Here is a 16,638-nt window from a genome sequence, read left to right on the forward strand (position 1 = left end):
CCGTTCACACCGTGGTGGGGAGCGCTTTCGCGCCATCCTCGGTGACCCGGGTGGCCCCGAAGTAGTCGGCCGAGTCGATGGGGTCGAACCGGATCACGGCCCCGGTGTAGGGCGCGTCGATCATGTATCCGCCGCCGACGTAGATCCCCACGTGGTGGATGGCGCGGGAGTTCGAGAGGTCGGTCGAGAAGAAGACGAGGTCCCCGGGGAGCAGCTCGCTCCGCGAGGGGTGCGGTCCCGCGTTGTACTGGTCGTTGGCGACCCGCGGCAGCGTGATCCCGACACTGGCGTACGCCGCCTTGGTCAGCCCGGAGCAGTCGAAGCGGCCGTTGTCCGCCGCGGTGCCGTTGCCGCCCCAGAGGTAGGGGGTGCCGAGCTTGTTCTGGGCGTAGTTGATGGCCCCGGCGGCCTGCTTGGTCGGGGAGAGCCGGCTGACCGGCGCGGCGAAGCTCTGCTCCAGGGTGGTGATGGTCCTGACGTAGTTCTGGGTCTCCTTGTACGGCGGCACGCCCTTGTACTTGATGACCGCGTACGCCCCCGCGTTGTAGGCGGCGAGCATGTTGTCGGAGATGTTGCCGGGCACGTCCTTCACGTAGGACGCCAGCTGGCAGTCGTAGGAGGCGGCCGACGGGATCGCGTCGTTCGGGTCCCAGACGTCGCGGACCCCGTCCCCGTTCCCGTCGATGCCGTGGGTGGCCCAGGTCCCCGGGATGAACTGCGCTATCCCCTGCGCGGCGGCGGCGCTCTGCGCGCGCGGGTTGAACCCGCTCTCCTGGTAGAGCTGTGCGGCGAGCAGGGCGGGGTTGATGGCCGAGCAGAGGTTGCCCCACTTCTGCACGAGGCTGGAGTACGCGGCCGGCACGGCTCCCTTGGCCAGGGTCTTGCCGGTGCCGCCGACCCCGTTGAGAAGGTTCCCGGCGACGACGTACACGCCGACGACGAGCAGCATGACGAAGCTGACGCCGAGCGCCGTCGCCGCGCCACCGATCACCCATACTTTCCGCACGCCCCAACCCTCCCCCATGTCAGGGCTGTTCAACGCCATTTCGGCCGAGAGTGGCGCTATTTCACAGGAAGACGGCGCATGTGACGCCGTCTCAGCCGTCGACGGCGTCCTTGTAGAGCTCGGCGGCCTCCCGGCCGAGCACCACGCTGTACGAGACGTCGGCGGTCGACCCGCCCTGTTCGTGCCCGCCGAGGACCCCGACCACCTCGTGGTCCCCGTTCACCCAGGGACTCCCGCTCGTGCCGCCCGTGAACTCGGGGCAGTCGATGCGCTGTTGGGTGGCGCTGTGGGCGACGGGCTTGTTGGTGCAACTGACCGGCACCTCCCGGGAGTCCGGGTACCCGGTGACGGTGACGGCGGTGGCGCCGGTGGCCACCCCGGCGGCGAACCGGTTGCTCCCGGTCACGTCCTCGACCCGCTTCCCGTCCCGCTCCTCGACGGCGGCGAAGGCGACGTCGCTGTCCTCGCTCTGCCCGTGGGCCCACCCGTCGGGCAGGTAGCGCTTCCCGACCTTCCACACCCCGTACGGCGCCTGCCCGTCCCGGTAGCCGGGCACGAACACCAGCCCGGCGGCGTCACCGTCCCCGTCGATGCAGTGCGCGGCCGTGACGATCAGATCCCGCTGCGGGCTGTGCACGACGGATGCGGTGCAGAAGTGGTTGCCGGACAGGCTCCCGGCCCGGTCGGCGCCGAACAGCGCCCCGACCCTCGCGCTCTCCGGCGTGGCCCCGACCACCGCGGTCACTCCGAACGGCCCCGCCGCTTCGTCGGCAGCCGCGACGGAGGCCGAGGTGGCGGCCAGCACGACGACAGCGCAGAGCGCGACGCGGCGCAGGGGGGCGGAGATGCGTGAGGTGCGCTTCATCAGCGCCCACTGTCTCCCACAAAGGTGAGAAACGGTTCCCGACTTCACTGAGATTTTTCTGGGAACCGCCCTTGCGGCCGGTTTCACCCCGCCGGACGGCCTCAGAACGTCGTCGTCATCCCGCCGTCCACCGCGATGGTCTGGCCGGTGATGAAGGACGCCGCGTCGCTCGCCAGGAAGACGACGATGCCCGCGATCTCGGCCGGGCGGCCCCACCGGCCCAGTGAGGTCCGGGTCCGCAGCCATCTGCCCCACTCCGGGTCCTCGGCAAGCTCCGCGTTGACCTCGGTGGCGAAGGTGCCCGGGGCGACCGAGTTGACGGTCGTGCCGCTGGGGCCCAGGTCGGCGGCGAGGGCCCGGGTCAGGCCGTCGAGGCCCGCCTTCGCCGTGGCGTAGGCGACGTCGCCGATGCGGCCGAGCTGGCCGACGACGGACGAGACGTTGATGATGCGGCCCGGGGTGCCCCGGGCGGCGAGCCCCCGGGCGACCGTCTGGCTCAGTGCGTACGCCGACGTCAGGTGGACGTCGAGCAGTGCGGACAGCTCGTCCGGCGCCATCTCCTCGACGCCCCTGCGGTCCCGGTGGCCCACGTTGTTGACAAGGATGTCGATCGCGCCGAGGGCGGTCACCGCCTCCTCGGCAGCCTCGCGGTCGGTGACGTCGAAGGCGGCGCCCGTGACATCCAGGCCGTCGTTCTCGCGCAGGGCCGCCGCCACCTCCTCCAGCGTCGCCGCGTCCCGGCCGTTGAGGACCACCCGCGCACCGGCGCCCGCCAGCCCCCGCGCCATCTCCAGGCCCAGCCCCCGCACGGACCCGGTCACCAGGGCCGTCCGCCCGCCGAGCGTGAAGTCCACGGCGCCGCCGTTCATCCGGCCACCTCCCGGAGCACCGTCCTGTCCGTTGTACCCGTCGTATCCGCTCACCGTATCCGGGTACCGCGACGGGCCGGCCGGGCGTCCGGCAACTGGGCGGTCACGCGGCCTCGACGCCGAGCGGCCAGCGCACCCCCGTCAGCTCCTCCGACAGCGTCCAGAGCCTGCGGGCCGCCGCCGGGTCGCTCGCCGCCGCGCTGCGGCCGACCAGGGTCGGTGCTCCGCGCATCTCGCCGAGGCCGTCCGGGCCGACATAGCTCGCACCCGGCAGGTCCTGGGTCGCCGCGAACAGCGTGGGGAGGGTGCCCGCGCGGTCGTCCTGGGCGAGGAGCCGGTTGCCGAGCCGCATGCCCAGGCGGGCCAGCGGGTTGGCGGTGTGGCTCTGCAGGTTGGTGGCCGCGTAGCCGGGGTGGGCGGCGAGGGCGCGGACGGGGGAGCCTGCCGCCGCGAGCCGGCGCTGGAGCTCCAGCACGAACAACAGGTTCGCCAGCTTGGACTGGGCGTAGGCGCGGGTCGGGTTGTAGGCGCCCTCCAGGTTCACGTTGTCGAAGTGGATCATCCCGTCGCCGCCCCGGTGCAGGCCCGAGGAGACGGTGACCACGCGGTCCGTGAGGTAGGGCAGCAGCAGGTTCGTCAGCGCGAAGTGGCCCAGGTGGTTGGTGCCGAACTGCATCTCGAAGCCGTCCTTGGTGCGCAGCTCCGGGAGCATCATCACGCCCGCGTTGTTGACCAGGAGGTCCAGCGGCCGGTCCCAGCCCGCGGCGAACTCCCGTACCGAGGACAGGTCGGCCAGGTCCAGGCGGCGGACCTCGGTGCTGCCGGTCACCCGTGCCGCGGCGGCCCGCCCGCGCTCCGGGTCCCGTACCGCCAGCACCACGTGTGCACCCGCCCGGGCCAGCGCGTCCGCGGCCGTGAAGCCGAGGCCGCTGTTGGCACCGGTGACCACGGCCGTACGGCCGGCGAGCCCGGGGAGGTCGGAAACGTTCCATTTGCGATTCTTCTCAGCCATGCCCGCCAATGTAGGCGTCGCCAACAATGCTGTCAATGACAACAAAGATGGCAACGTCAACAAAGATGCCACCGCCTACAAAGCTGGCAACGACTACATCGGGTTACGATGGCGCTCATGCCGCCGAGCCGCCCCTACCACCACGGAGACCTGCGCGCCGCCCTGCTCACGAGCGCCGAGCGCACCCTGCGCGAGAAGGGCACCGCCGCGCTGTCCCTGCGCGAGCTGGCCCGAGACATCGGGGTGAGCCACGCCGCCCCCGGCCGGCACTTCAAGGACAAGCAGGCCCTGCTGGACGCGCTCGCGCTCAGCGGGTTCGAGCGGCTGAACCAGACCCTGGACTCGGCGGACCTCCCGGACGCCGCCCTGGAACCGCGCATGACCGCACTGGCCCGCGCCTACGTCACCTTCACCGTCGACCACCCCGAGCTGCTGGAGCTGATGTACTCCCGCAAGCACGACCCCGAAGCCGACACCGAGCTGGCCGCCGCGGCCGAGCACTCCCTCGGCTGCTTCGTCCAGCTGGTCGCCGACGCCCAGCGGCGCGGCGAGATCGTCCAGGGCGACCCGGAGGCCGTCACCCTCGCGGCGGCGGCCTGCATCCACGGCCTGGCCGTGCTGGCCACCAACGGCACCCTCCCGCCGGAAGCGGCCCTGGCCGGCCTGGACCAGCACGTCCACCTCCTCCTGCACGGCCTCAAGCCCCGCTGATCCAGGCTCGATCGGAGCCGCGCGACGGCTCGGTACGCCCCGATCAACGCGCATTGAGCCCCGCCCGGAACGGGCTTCAGGTCAACCGAACCCCAACTTCCGGCCATCCGGGCCCCAATGATCAGTAAGCCCTTCCCGCGCTTCAGTAACGCGGAAGTCAGGATTCCGAAACCCACCTTGTTGTCGCGTACTCAACAAGGGGATGGTCGTCGCGGGCCGCCGCCCCCACCGGCAACCACACCGGTGGTCCCCCACCCGCAGGCCTCTGTCCCACCTCTCCCAGGAGGCTGTACGTTGCGTACGCCCACCCCCAACTCCCCCCACATACGCGGCAGATGGCGTCAGGTCGGCTCGGCAGCAGCCGCCACCGCCGCGCTCCTCGTGGCCGGCTTCGGCACCGCCGCCCACGCCTCCGCGGCCACCGCCGCGACCCACAAGGTCAGCGCCAAGGCCGTCGCCGCCCAGGTCGCCAAGGCCCACGTCCGGTACGAGAAGGCAGGCTGCGGCGCCACCCCGAAGGCGGGCTTCGCCGCCTGCAACGCCCTCCGGGTCACCGGCGGCACCACCGCCTTCATGGAGAAGCAGGCCGCCCTCAAGGGCGTCACGCCGAAGACCGTCAGGCCGAACGCCGCCTCCGACTCCCCCACCGGATACGGCCCGAGCGACATCCAGTCCGCCTACGGCCTGGCGGACGCCGCCGCCTCCAACGGCTCGGGCGAGACCGTCGCCATCGTCGACGCCTACGACGACCCGAACGCCGAGGAAGACCTCGCGACCTACCGCTCGTACTACGGCCTGTCGGACTGCACGACCGACAACGGCTGCTTCAAGAAGGTCTCCCAGACCGGCTCCACCACCTCCCTCCCCTCCGCCGACAGCGGCTGGGCGGGCGAGGAGTCGCTCGACCTCGACATGGTCAGCGCGACCTGCCCGAACTGCAACATCCTGCTCGTCGAGGCGAAGTCGGCCTCCGACGCCAACCTGGGCACCGCGGTGAACGAGGCCGTCAAGCTGGGCGCCAAGTTCGTCTCCAACAGCTACGGCGGCTCCGAGTCCTCCTCGGACACCACGTACGACACCTCGTACTACAAGCACGCGGGCGTGGCCATCACCGCGAGCGCCGGTGACGAGGGCTACGGCGCCGAGTACCCGGCCGCCTCCCGCTACGTGACCGCCGTCGGCGGCACCGCCCTGAAGACCTCCTCCAACAGCCGCGGCTGGACCGAGTCGGTCTGGAAGACCAGCTCCACCGAGGGCACCGGCTCCGGCTGCTCCGCCTACGACGCCAAGCCCACCTGGCAGACCGACGCGAGCTGCTCGAAGCGCATGATCGCCGACGTCTCCGCGGTCGCCGACCCGGCCACCGGCGTCTCCGTCTACGACTCCTACGGCGACGACGGCACCGGCTGGAACACCTACGGCGGCACCAGCGCCTCCTCGCCGCTCATCGCCTCGGTCTACGCCCTCGCCGGCACCCCGGGCAGCAGCGACTACCCGGCCGAGTACCCGTACGCCGCGGCCGGCACCTCCGCCCTCAACGACGTGACGAGCGGCAACAACGGCACCTGCTCCACCTCGTACTTCTGCACCGCCAAGTCGGGCTACGACGGCCCGACCGGCTGGGGCACCCCCGAGGGGACCGACGCCTTCACCGGCTGAGCCCTTCACCGATTGACCTCCCCGTCGGGTCACGGGGAGCCGCCACCGTGAGGGGGACGTGGGGTCCCCTCGGCGGCAGGGAAAGAGAGACGGGCCACGGCAGCCGGCCGTGGCCCGTTTTTCGTGCCTTTGCAACTCCCGTGAGCCAGCTGTGAGTTGAGTCAAGCGCCCGTCACCCGCAGTCCAACGGGCCGCCATCGGACGGTCACGCGAACGCCCCGTTCGGCAATGCGGAAGTCAGGATTCCCGATGGGTCTTGTTGTCGCGTACTCAACAAAGGATTCTCGTCGCGGACCGCCGCACCAGATCGCACCCGCACCGCCCCTGTTCGAACTGTTCCACCCCATTCAGGAACATCAGGAGGCTGCACGCATGCGTTCCACTCCCCCCAACAGATCCTCGTTGCAGCGCGGTTGGCGCCGGCTGGGCACCGCCGCGGCTGCCACCGCCGCGCTGGTGTTCGCCGGCTTCGGCACGGCCGTCCAGGCCGACGCCGCCGCCACCGCGTCCGGCAAGGTGACCTACGTCGCCACCCCCTGTGCCACCCCCAAGCACACGGGCGACCTCACCTGCAAGTCCTACCGCGTCACCGGAGGCCTCACCGCCTTCCAGAAGCAGCAGGCCGCGAGGACCGGCATCACCCCCAAGGCCGCCGACGCCTCCACCCCCTCCGGCTACAGCCCGACCAACCTCCGGTCCGCCTACGGCCTGACCTCCGCCGCCGCCTCCAACGGCTCCGGCGAGACCATCGCGATCGTCGACGCGTACAACGACCCGAACGCCGAGGCCGACCTCGCGACCTACCGCTCGTACTACGGCCTGTCCGCCTGCACCACGGCCAACGGCTGCTTCAAGAAGGTCAGCCAGACCGGCTCCACCACCTCGCTGCCCTCCTCCGACGCCGGCTGGTCCGAGGAGATCTCCCTCGACCTCGACATGGCCTCCGCGATCTGCCCGCTGTGCAACATCACCCTCGTCGAGGCCACCAGCGCCAGCTACGCCAACCTCGGCACCGCCGAGAACGAGGCCGTCGCCCTCGGCGCCAAGTTCGTCTCCAACAGCTACGGCGGCTCCGAGTCCTCCTCCCAGACGACGTACGACACCTCGTACTACAAGCACGCGGGCGTCGCGATCACCGTCTCCGCCGGTGACAGCGACTACGGCGCCGAGTACCCGGCGACCTCCCAGTACGTGACCGCGGTCGGCGGCACCAAGCTGTCCACCTCGTCCACCACCCGCGGCTGGACGGAGACCGTCTGGCGCACCTCCAGCTCCGAGGGCACCGGCTCCGGCTGCTCCTCCTACGACGCCAAGCCGAGCTGGCAGACCGACACCGGCTGCACCAAGCGCATGGAGTCCGACGTCTCCGCGGTCGCCGACCCCGCCACCGGCGTCTCGGTCTACGACTCCTACGGCGTCACCGCCGGCTGGTACACCTTCGGCGGCACCAGCGTCTCCGCCCCGATCATCGCCGGCGTCTACGCCCTCGCCGGCACCCCGGCCAGCGGCACCTACCCGGCGCAGTACCCCTACGACTACGCGGGCACCTCGTCCCTCAACGACGTGACGAGCGGCTACAACGGCTCCTGCTCCACCGCGTACTTCTGCACCGCCGAGACCGGCTACGACGGTCCGACCGGCTGGGGCACCCCGGAAGGCATCTCGGCCTTCGCCAACTAGTACCCGGCTCCACCCCCACACGGGTCGCGGCAACCAGCCGCGGCCCGTTCGTCATGAGAACATCGGGACGGTGACGTTCACCCGACTGGCCGTCAAAAACCCCGCCAGGTCGTAAAAGGGCATAACGACGGAACTACACCACAGGTTCCGCCCAGGCCTCATTGCCCGGCGTGACCTGCCGTGATACACAGAGTGACCGTACGATCCCTTCGCACGAAACCCGCCAATCAATGACGTCAAGTCGACATACTCCGGCGACGTTGTCGGCGAGAATGATGCGTGACCTCTGCACCGAGCAGGGGCGGACAGAACTACCCACCAGGGGCGGTGACTTACATGTTCCTTGCAGCCGACAAGGGTGACATCAACACCATCATCGGCGGAATCGCTCCGGACTGGGGCCCCTTCGGCAGCCTGGGCAACGAAGCGAAGACGATGATCCAGGTGGTCATGGCCGTCGCCATCCTGCTCTGCCTCGGCATCGCCGTCTGGGGTGCCGCCAAACAGCGCATCGGCGCCACGGCCCTCCGCGACACCTTCAGTGCCGAACAGGGCAAGGGCCTCATCATCGCCGGACTGACCGGAGTCTTCATCATCGGCTCGCTCGGCACCCTGTTCACCATCGTGTACGGCATGGCCGTCTAGCTGCCTGGACCTCACCCTTCCCCGCTCCGAGGTTGCGTCTCCCTGATGTCGAGTCACCACACCGCGCCCGCGCGGGAACCAGCACGGCTACCGTCGTACTGCTACGCGTTCCGGTACGACGTGGAGGGGGAGTACCCGGCATGAGCCTCGGAGACGAGCCCGGCTACCCGGAGACCGGCCACACCCGCACCCGCCTGCCCGAGGGCGACCCCTACGGAGGCGCCGCCCGCCGCGCCGGCCGCTCCTCCTCCCGGAGCCTGGTCACGGTCGTCGGCGTGGTCGTCCTCCTCATCGCAGCGATCGCCTTCGCGAACAGAGGCGGCAACGACACCTCCTCGGACACCACGGGCACCGGCAGCTCCGGCGACGGAAGCCGCCCGGGCACGTCCTCGACGGCCGCCAGCGGAACCAGGCCGGTGGAGACGAAGAGCGACGGCATCCCGACGGGGTACGCACACACCCAGCAGGGCGCACAGAGCGCAGGGGCCAACTACGCGACGGCGCTGGGCTCCGACGGCATGTTCATCACCGCCACCCGGCACTCGATCGTGCAGACCGTCGCCGACCCCACCGTCATGAACAGCATGCAGTCCGGCTTCGATGCCGACTACTCGGCCGACTTCCTGAAGAGGGCCGGCCTCAACACCGACGGTACGGCCCCCCAGGGCAGCACCTTCGTCAACCGCACGCTGCCCGCAGGCACCAAGGTCACGTCGTACAGCGACGCGACCGCCACCGTCGAGGTGTGGTGCAACGGCCTGTTCGGCATGGCCGGGACGAAGTCGACCACCCCGGTCACCAGCAACTGGTTCACCATCACCATGAAACTGAACTGGAGCGGCGGCGACTGGAAGGTCCTGGAGTCCAGCCAGACCACCGGCCCCACCCCGGTCACCGGAGACAACCCCGTCTCCGGGACCGACGAGATCAGCAAGGCGGTCCAGGAATTCGGAGGGTTCACGTATGCCCGCTAGCCAGCACCGCGTGCTCAAGCTGACCGGCCTGGTGGCCTCCGTGCAGGCCTCCGCCATCCTTCTGGCCGCCCGCGCCACCGCGGCCCCGTCGCCGACCGGCACCCCCTCCGCGACCCCGTCCGCCACCCCTAGCAACGGCAACTGCACCGGACTCACGGGTCCGTCCCTGAATCTCTGCGACAAGGGCTCCAGCGGCAGCAGCGGCTCCACCACCGACCCGCTCACCTCCACCCTGGACCCCCTCACCTCCCTCGCCCAGGGGTGCGCGAAGGCCGCCTCCTGGACCGTCGACAAGCTCAGCGGCGCCGTCAAGGAGACCGCGAACGTCGACTTCACCAACGAGAAGTTCCTCCAGCAGTACGCCGTCGTCTTCGCCGCGTCGACGATCCTCACCCTGGTCCTGTGGCTGCTGGCCGTGGCCAAGCGCGCGGTACGAGGCGTCCCCCTCTCCACCGCCATCTCCGAGGCCATCGGCTTCCTCTGGCTCACCGTCCTGGCCTCCGCCTTCACCCCGCTGATCCTCTACACGGTCGTCTCCGCCACCGACGGCGTCAGCGACGTCCTCGCCAAGACCACCGGCGACCAGACCGACACGTTCTTCGGCACCTTCTCCGGCGCCCTCAACAAGGGCGACAACATCGGCGGCGGCCCGATCATGCTGATCGTCGTCTCCCTCGTCAGCATCCTCGCCGCCGGCGTCCTCTGGCTGGAGCTCGTCATCAGGGCCGCCCTGCTCTACGTCGGCGCCCTCCTCGGCACCGTCGTCTACTCCGGCCTCGTCGACAAGAACCTGTGGGGCCACGTCCGCCGCTGGGCCGGCATCATGATCGCGGTCATCCTCGTCAAACCGGTCATCGTGATAGTGCTCGGCCTCGCCGGCGCCCTGTCCTCCGACGGCGGCCCGGACTCCTTCTCCGCCGTCGTCTCCGGCCTCGCCATCATCCTGCTCGCCATCTTCGCCAGCGCGATGATCTACCGCTTCGTCCCCGGCTTCGGCGACGAGATCGCGGCCGGCCGCAGCAACCGCATCATGCAGGGCGCCGAAGGCAAGGCCGCCGCCGTCATCAGCAGCCCCGCCAACCTCGTCGCCCAGGGCATCAGAACGCACAGCGCCCGCGCCGACAACAACGGCGGCGGGGGCGGCGGTTCCGGTGCCTCCGGTGCCCGCCCGGCCAACCCCGTCTCGGGCGGCGTCGCCGCGCACAGCACCCGCAACCAGAACGGTGGTGGCGGCGGAACTGTCCCCTCCGCCGCACCCGCACCCCGGGCGCCCAGCCCGGTGAACACCCCGCACGCCGGCAACACCCGCAACAACAGCTCGGGAGGTGAAGGGCGTTGACGACAGAGTCCCACCTGTCCCATCCGATCACGCCCCGCCGTACGTATCTCATCGGCCGCGCCAGGCCGAACGCGATCATCGGCAGGAACCGTGAGTCCGGCGAGATCGTGCTCATCATCGCGGGCGCGTTCCTCGGCATGATGTGCGGGCTCCTCGTCCCGGTGCTCTCCCTGCGGATCGTGCTCCTGATGGGCTTCCCGCTGATCGCGCTCGCCGCGGTCTACGTGCCGTACAAGCGCCGCACCTTCTACAAGTGGTTCGAGATCAACCGCAGTTTCAAGCGGACCCTGCGCAACGGCACCGTCTACCGCTCCACCGCTTCCGAGGCCGGCACCCGCCTCGACGGACGCGAGGTCGAGATCGGCCCGCCGCCCGGCATCGGCCGCCTCACCTGGCTCGCCGCGCCCTTCGGCCCCGACGAGATCGCCGTACTCCTGCACGCGGACCGCAAGACGGTCACCGCGGCCATCGAGATCGAGGGCCCCGGCGTCGGCCTGCGCGACTCCGAGGACCAGGAAGCCCTCGTCGACCGCTTCGGCACCCTCCTCAAGCACGTGGCCAACGGCGACGGCTTCGTCACCCGCCTCCAGATGCTCGCCCGCACCCTCCCCGCCGACCCCGACGCCCACGCCAAGGACGTCGCCCAGCGCGGCGACGAGAAGGCCCCGGACTGGCTGTCCCGCTCCTACGACCAGCTCCAGTCCATGGTCTCCACCAGCAGCGAGCAGCACCGCGCCTACCTCGTCGCCTGCATGCACTACTCCCGCGAACTCGCCGCCGAGGCCCACGCGATGGCCCGCGCGGCCCGCCCCCAGGCCGGCCGCAAACTGGACCGCGACGCCGGCCTCGCGGTCGTCATGGCCCGCGAGCTCACCGACATCTGCTCCCGCCTCCAGGAGGCGGACATCCGCGTCCGCCAGCCCCTCGGCCAGGGCCGCCTCGCCTCGCTCATCCACTCCATGTACGACCCGGACCACCCCATCGACCACATCCAGGCGATGACCCAGCGCAACGCCTGGCCGGCCGAACTCGACGCCATGGAGCCCACGTTCCTCCAGGCGAAGACCCGCGAGTCCTCCACCCGCGAGCCCTGGTGCCACGCCACGGCCTGGGTGAAGGAGTGGCCGATGACGCCCGTCGGCGTCAACTTCCTGGCCCCGCTCCTGGTCCACACCCCGGACGTCATCCGCACGGTCGCCGTCACCATGGACCTCGAACCCACCGAGGTCGCCATCGAGCGCATGCTCACGGAGAAGACGAACGACGAGGCCGAGGCGTCCCGAGCGGCCAAGATGAACCGGACCGTCGACCCCCGCGACATCGCCGCCCACACCCGCCTCGACCAGCGCGGCGAGGACCTGGCCAGCGGGGCCGCCGGCGTCAACCTGGTCGGCTACATCACCGTGTCCTCCCGCACCCCGGAAGCCCTCAACCGCGACAAGCGCACGATAAGGGCGTCCGCCGGAAAGTCGTACCTGAAGCTGGAGTGGTGCGACCGCGAGCACCACCGCGCGTTCGTGAACACACTGCCCTTCGCCACCGGAATCCGAAGGTAGAGGCTGATGCGCTGATGAGGGACCCGCTGTCCGTCCTCACCGAAGCCTTCACGTCCTTCCTCTTCGGGAAGGTCGAGACGACCCGCTCCCCGGTCCGCACCTCCACCGGCCAGGCCCAGGCGGTCTACCTCCCCACGGCCGCCCCCGGCCTCGGCGACTCGGGCGTCATCATCGGCCGCGAGGTGTACTCCGGCAAGGGCTACATCTACGACCCCTTCCAGCTCTACGGCCAGCAGCTCCCCGCCCCGCACTGGCTCGTCCTCGGCGAGTCCGGCAACGGCAAGTCGGCCCTGGAGAAGACCTACGTCCTGCGCCAGCTCCGCTTCCGCGACCGCCAGGTCGTCGTCCTGGACGCCCAGGGCGAGGACGGCGTCGGCGAGTGGAACCTCATCGCGGAAGAGCTGGGGATAACGCCGATCCGGCTCGACCCGATGGCGGCCCTGGACCACGGCATCCGCCTCAACCCGCTGGACCCGGCCATCACCACCACCGGCCAGCTGGCGCTGCTGCGCACCATCATCGAGGTGGCGATGGGCCACGGCCTCGACGAACGCTCCGGCTTCGCCCTCAAGGTCGCCCACTCGTACGTCAACGAGACGATCCTCGACCGCCAACCCGTCCTGACGGACATCGTCGAGCAGCTACGGCATCCCGAACCCGAGTCGGCCGAGGCCATGAACGTCGCCATAGACGACGTACGGGCCTGGGGCCTGGACGTCGCCCTGGTCCTGGACCGCCTGGTCGACGGCGACCTGCGCGGCATGTTCGACGGCCCGACCACGGTCGGGATCGACCTCGACGCCCCGCTGATCGTCTTCGACCTCTCCCACATCGACCGCAACTCCATCGCCATGCCCATCCTGATGGCGATCGTCGGCGTGTGGCTGGAGCACACCTGGATCCGCCCCGACCGCAAGAAGCGCATCTTCCTGGTCGAGGAGGCCTGGCACATCATCGCCAGCCCGTTCGTGGCCCAGCTGTTCCAGCGGCTGCTGAAGTTCGGCCGCCGGCTCGGCCTGTCCTTCGTGGCCGTCGTCCACCACCTGTCCGACGTCGTCGACGGCGCGGCGGCCAAGGAGGCCGCCGCGATCCTGAAGATGGCGTCGACACGGACGGTCTACGCCCAGAAAGCGGACGAGGCACGGTCGACCGGCCGCGTCCTCGGTCTCCCCCGCTGGGCGGTCGAGATCATCCCGACCCTGACCCCCGGTATCGCCGTCTGGGACGTCAACGGCAACGTCCAGGTGGTCAAACACCTGGTCACCGAGACGGAACGCCCGCTCGTCTTCACGGACCGCGCGATGACCGAGTCCTCCAGCGACGTCATGGCCGAGGACGACGCCCTCCTCGCCGCCGAACTGGAAGCGGAACAGCGGGCGGCGGCCTTCGTGGAGCAGCACCTCGGCGACTCCGAATCGACGGTGGCGTAGGGAGGCCGTTCGTGAGACCGGACCCTCGGCAGGAACGCGACCAGCAGGGCGGCGGGATCCCCGACGGCCTGCTGATCGGCATACTCGGGTTCCTGCTCGGCATCACGATCATGGTGTGGACGGCGACGGGCCTCGCGGCCTGGTTCGCCCACGGCAGCTGGCCGTCGACGGTCAACCTCTCCCACACCCCGCTCGCGATGCGCCACCTCGTCGGCTCCCCGCACGACATCACGGGCGCCTGGCCGGACACACCGGCGGCCGAACTGGCCGGCTGGGGACTGTTCTGGGGCCTGTTCATCGGCCAGCTGATGGTCCTGATCGTCCTCGCCGTGTTCGTCCTGGGGACGGTGACCCGGTGGCGGGCCGGCCGGAGAAGACGGGCGGCGACGGCGCAGGGCCGAGGCACGACCCCGGTTCCTGAGCCCCGCCCCGAGCCGGAGACCGTCCGGGAGGCCCGCCGGCCGGTCTTCCAGGAGGCGGCCGTCCCGGAGGTCTTCCACGAGGCCGTACGGGAGCCGGCGGTCCCCACGTCCGCCACGGAACCGGAACGCACCCTGGCGGACATCCACCCCTCCGCCGACGGTGACCGGCGGCCGGACACCTGGACCAGAATCCACGTCGCACCGCGGGAGAGCCGGCAGGCGACCGCGACCCAGGCGATCCAGGACGCACTCGGCCCCGCCCTCGTCGTCACCTCGAACCCCGCCCTCTGGTCCGAGACGAAGGACGCCAGAGCCAAACTCGGCCCCGTCCTCCTCTACGACCCGAACCACCTCTGCGACACCCCCGCCCGGTTCCACTGGTCCCCCACCGCCCACTGCGAGGACAAGCCCACCGCGATCCGGCGCGCCCAGGCCCTCCTCGCCCCGGTCCGGCCCACCGCGAAGATCGACCAGACGCTCACGGACACGGCCGAGACCCTCCTGCGCAGCTACCTGCACGCCGCCGCCCTGGAGAACCGCACCGTCCGCCACGTCCACCGCTGGGCCCAGGGCACCGGCATCCAGGACGCCGTACGGACCCTGCGCACCCACCCGAAGGCCGCCCCCGGCGCAGCGGGCGAGCTGGAAGCCGCCCTCACCTCCCACCCCGAACGCCGCGACATCGCGCAAGAGTTGACGGCCAGGGCGCTCGCCGCCCTCTTCACGGTCAACATCCGCGAGGCCTGCACACCGAACCGATCCGATGCCCTCGCCCTGGATTCCTTCATCGACGAAGGGGGCACGCTTTATGTGGTCGGTGAATCCATCGAGGACCCCAGGACCAACCCCGGCGCGATGCCTCTCCTGACGGCCCTCGTCTCCAGCGTGGTCGAGCACGGCCGGCGCATGGCCGAACGGTCATCCTCCGGTCGGCTCGACCCACCACTGACCCTGGTCCTGGACGACGTGGCGGCCGTGGCCCCGCTGCCCCAGCTCCCCGACCTCCTGGCCGCCGGCACCGACCAGGGCCTGCCGTCCCTCGCCCTGCTCCGCTCCCACGAACAGGCCCGCTCCCGCTGGCCGCACCGGGAACTGCCGGCCTAGACCGGCCACTCCAGCACGAACTCGAACTCCCGCTTCCCGGCGTCCGCCTCCAGCTGCACGGTCACTCCGCTGGGCACGAACCCGACCTTGCGGTAAGCCCCCTGGGCCCGGGGGTTGTCCTCGTGCACCAGGAGCCGCACCCGCTCCGCACCCCGCTCCCGCGCCCACGCCACACCGGCGTCGAACAACGCCTTGATCAGCCCGCTCCCCCGGTGCCCGGGCCGCACGAACACCCCCACCACATGCCCCTGCCGCCGCTCGACCGGGAATCCGGCCCAGTCCGCGGTCCCGGCCTCCTCGATCAGCACGGTCGCGGTGCCGGCCCACTCCCCGTCCGCCGCCACCGCGACGAACTGCCGCGCGCCGCTGGGCTCCTCGGCCGACCGCGCCGCCCGCTCCCGGTAGAAGGAGTCCGGCCGCCCCAGGGCGTCGTCATAGGTCTCGAGGAATGCGATGTCCGCGACCGGATCCCGTAGCGCGACGAGTCGCAGCCGCTTCACGGCCTCCCACTCGTCGGCCCGTATCGCACGAATCACGTAATCATCGTTGGCCGTAGCACTCATACGCTCACGCTAACGCTCACCGTCCACCGCACTCACCTGGTTTGTCCGTCGGTCTGTCCGTCGGTCTGTCAGTGCCGAGGTCTACGGTGGGCGCCATGACAACTCTCCCGAACCGCCCGAACACCGCCCTGCTGATCGTGGACGTGCAGAACGGGGTGGTGGACAGCTCCCACAACCGCGACGAGGTCATCGCCAACATCAACACCCTGCTCGCCAAGGCCCGTTCCGAGGCGGTCCCCGTCGTCTGGATCCAGCACTCCAGCGACGAGCTGAAGCCGGACAGCGCCCCCTGGCAGTACGTCCCGGAACTCGTCCGCGAGGCCGCCGAGCCCCTCCTCCACAAGCGCTACGGGGACTCCTTCGAGGACACCGAGCTGGAGTCCGTTCTGGCCGAGCACGGCGTGGGCCACGTGCTCGTCACCGGCGCCCAGACCGACGCCTGCATCCGCTCCACGCTGCACGGCGCGATGGTCCGCGGATACGACGCGACGCTGGTCTCCGACGCCCACACCACGGAAGACCTCACGGCGTACGGCGCGCCGGCCCCGGAGCAGGTCATCTCGCACACGAACCTCTACTGGGGCTGGCAGGAGGCGCCGGGCCGAAAGGGCGGCACGGTCGAGACGGCGGACGTCGCGTTCTGAATCCCGAGTCCCGAGTCCTTAAACGCAGAAAGGCCCACGCCATACGGCGTGGGCCTTTCCCAATAATTGTTCGGCGGTGTCCTACTCTCCCACAGGGTCCCCCCTGCAGTACCATCGGCGCTGTAAGGCTTAGCTTCCGGGTTCGGAATGTAACCGGGC

Annotated in this window: 15 protein-coding genes and 1 rRNA gene; 10 read left to right on the forward strand and 6 right to left on the reverse strand. The window is 70.5% G+C overall.

Going from position 1 to position 16,638, the window contains the following annotated elements; translation table 11 throughout:
• Positions 1 to 4: 4 nt before the first annotated feature.
• The 4 genes from AB0D74_RS40510 to AB0D74_RS40525 all read right to left on the reverse strand — a co-directional run bounded on the left by AB0D74_RS40510 (position 5) and on the right by AB0D74_RS40525 (position 3,752).
• Positions 5 to 1,024: a bifunctional lytic transglycosylase/C40 family peptidase gene (locus AB0D74_RS40510; RefSeq protein ID WP_362598602.1), complete on the reverse strand. Its 1,020-nt coding sequence runs from the start codon at positions 1,022 to 1,024 to the stop codon at positions 5 to 7.
• A gap of 73 nt (positions 1,025 to 1,097) precedes the next feature.
• Positions 1,098 to 1,871 (reverse strand): trypsin-like peptidase domain-containing protein, encoded by a 774-nt coding sequence (locus tag AB0D74_RS40515; protein ID WP_362598605.1) that lies wholly within the window; start codon positions 1,869 to 1,871, stop codon positions 1,098 to 1,100.
• A gap of 101 nt (positions 1,872 to 1,972) precedes the next feature.
• Positions 1,973 to 2,740 (reverse strand): SDR family oxidoreductase, encoded by a 768-nt coding sequence (locus AB0D74_RS40520; RefSeq protein WP_362598608.1) that lies wholly within the window; start codon positions 2,738 to 2,740, stop codon positions 1,973 to 1,975.
• Between the two features lie 103 nt (positions 2,741 to 2,843).
• Positions 2,844 to 3,752, reverse strand: coding sequence for an oxidoreductase (locus AB0D74_RS40525; RefSeq protein WP_362598611.1), 909 nt, complete (start codon positions 3,750 to 3,752; stop codon positions 2,844 to 2,846).
• Positions 3,753 to 3,860: 108 nt separating this feature from the next.
• Between AB0D74_RS40525 and AB0D74_RS40530 the strand changes: the two genes are divergently transcribed.
• The 9 genes from AB0D74_RS40530 to AB0D74_RS40570 all read left to right on the forward strand — a co-directional run bounded on the left by AB0D74_RS40530 (position 3,861) and on the right by AB0D74_RS40570 (position 15,272).
• The gene (locus AB0D74_RS40530) at positions 3,861 to 4,463 is read left to right on the forward strand and encodes a TetR/AcrR family transcriptional regulator (RefSeq protein WP_362598614.1); all 603 of its coding nucleotides are present in this window, start codon (positions 3,861 to 3,863) and stop codon (positions 4,461 to 4,463) included.
• Positions 4,464 to 4,757: 294 nt separating this feature from the next.
• Positions 4,758 to 6,122, forward strand: coding sequence for a S53 family peptidase (locus AB0D74_RS40535; RefSeq protein ID WP_362598617.1), 1,365 nt, complete (start codon positions 4,758 to 4,760; stop codon positions 6,120 to 6,122).
• Between the two features lie 372 nt (positions 6,123 to 6,494).
• Complete coding sequence (locus AB0D74_RS40540) at positions 6,495 to 7,802, forward strand: S53 family peptidase (RefSeq protein WP_362598620.1); 1,308 nt, start codon at positions 6,495 to 6,497, stop codon at positions 7,800 to 7,802.
• A 336-nt stretch (positions 7,803 to 8,138) separates the two neighbouring features.
• On the forward strand, positions 8,139 to 8,447 hold the full coding sequence (locus tag AB0D74_RS40545) for a hypothetical protein (protein WP_089101683.1): 309 nt from the start codon (positions 8,139 to 8,141) through the stop codon (positions 8,445 to 8,447).
• Positions 8,448 to 8,587: 140 nt separating this feature from the next.
• Complete coding sequence (locus tag AB0D74_RS40550) at positions 8,588 to 9,421, forward strand: hypothetical protein (protein WP_362598624.1); 834 nt, start codon at positions 8,588 to 8,590, stop codon at positions 9,419 to 9,421.
• A complete protein-coding gene (locus AB0D74_RS40555) occupies positions 9,411 to 10,760 on the forward strand; it encodes a hypothetical protein (RefSeq protein WP_362598627.1) in 1,350 nt (449 codons plus the stop codon). Before AB0D74_RS40550 ends, AB0D74_RS40555 begins: the two co-directional genes overlap by 11 nt.
• The gene (locus AB0D74_RS40560; protein ID WP_362598630.1) at positions 10,757 to 12,316 is read left to right on the forward strand and encodes an SCO6880 family protein; all 1,560 of its coding nucleotides are present in this window, start codon (positions 10,757 to 10,759) and stop codon (positions 12,314 to 12,316) included. Before AB0D74_RS40555 ends, AB0D74_RS40560 begins: the two co-directional genes overlap by 4 nt.
• Positions 12,317 to 12,330: 14 nt before the next feature.
• Positions 12,331 to 13,746 (forward strand): ATP-binding protein, encoded by a 1,416-nt coding sequence (locus tag AB0D74_RS40565; RefSeq protein WP_362598633.1) that lies wholly within the window; start codon positions 12,331 to 12,333, stop codon positions 13,744 to 13,746.
• A gap of 11 nt (positions 13,747 to 13,757) precedes the next feature.
• On the forward strand, positions 13,758 to 15,272 hold the full coding sequence (locus AB0D74_RS40570) for a type IV secretory system conjugative DNA transfer family protein (protein WP_362598636.1): 1,515 nt from the start codon (positions 13,758 to 13,760) through the stop codon (positions 15,270 to 15,272).
• Here AB0D74_RS40570 and AB0D74_RS40575 read toward each other — a convergent pair.
• The gene (locus tag AB0D74_RS40575; RefSeq protein WP_362598639.1) at positions 15,269 to 15,808 is read right to left on the reverse strand and encodes a GNAT family N-acetyltransferase; all 540 of its coding nucleotides are present in this window, start codon (positions 15,806 to 15,808) and stop codon (positions 15,269 to 15,271) included. The genes AB0D74_RS40570 and AB0D74_RS40575 overlap by 4 nt on opposite strands.
• Before the next feature lie 122 nt (positions 15,809 to 15,930).
• Here AB0D74_RS40575 and AB0D74_RS40580 point away from each other — a divergent pair, with 122 nt between their 5' ends.
• Entirely contained in the window at positions 15,931 to 16,479 is a 549-nt protein-coding gene (locus AB0D74_RS40580) for an isochorismatase family protein (RefSeq protein ID WP_362598642.1), read from the forward strand.
• A gap of 68 nt (positions 16,480 to 16,547) precedes the next feature.
• On the opposite strand, the gene rrf is transcribed toward AB0D74_RS40580, so the two are convergent.
• Positions 16,548 to 16,638 (reverse strand): 5S ribosomal RNA (rrf, locus tag AB0D74_RS40585); the annotation flags it as partial.

This window comes from Streptomyces sp. NPDC048278, from assembly GCF_040652195.1.
Lineage (GTDB): Bacteria > Actinomycetota > Actinomycetes > Streptomycetales > Streptomycetaceae > Streptomyces.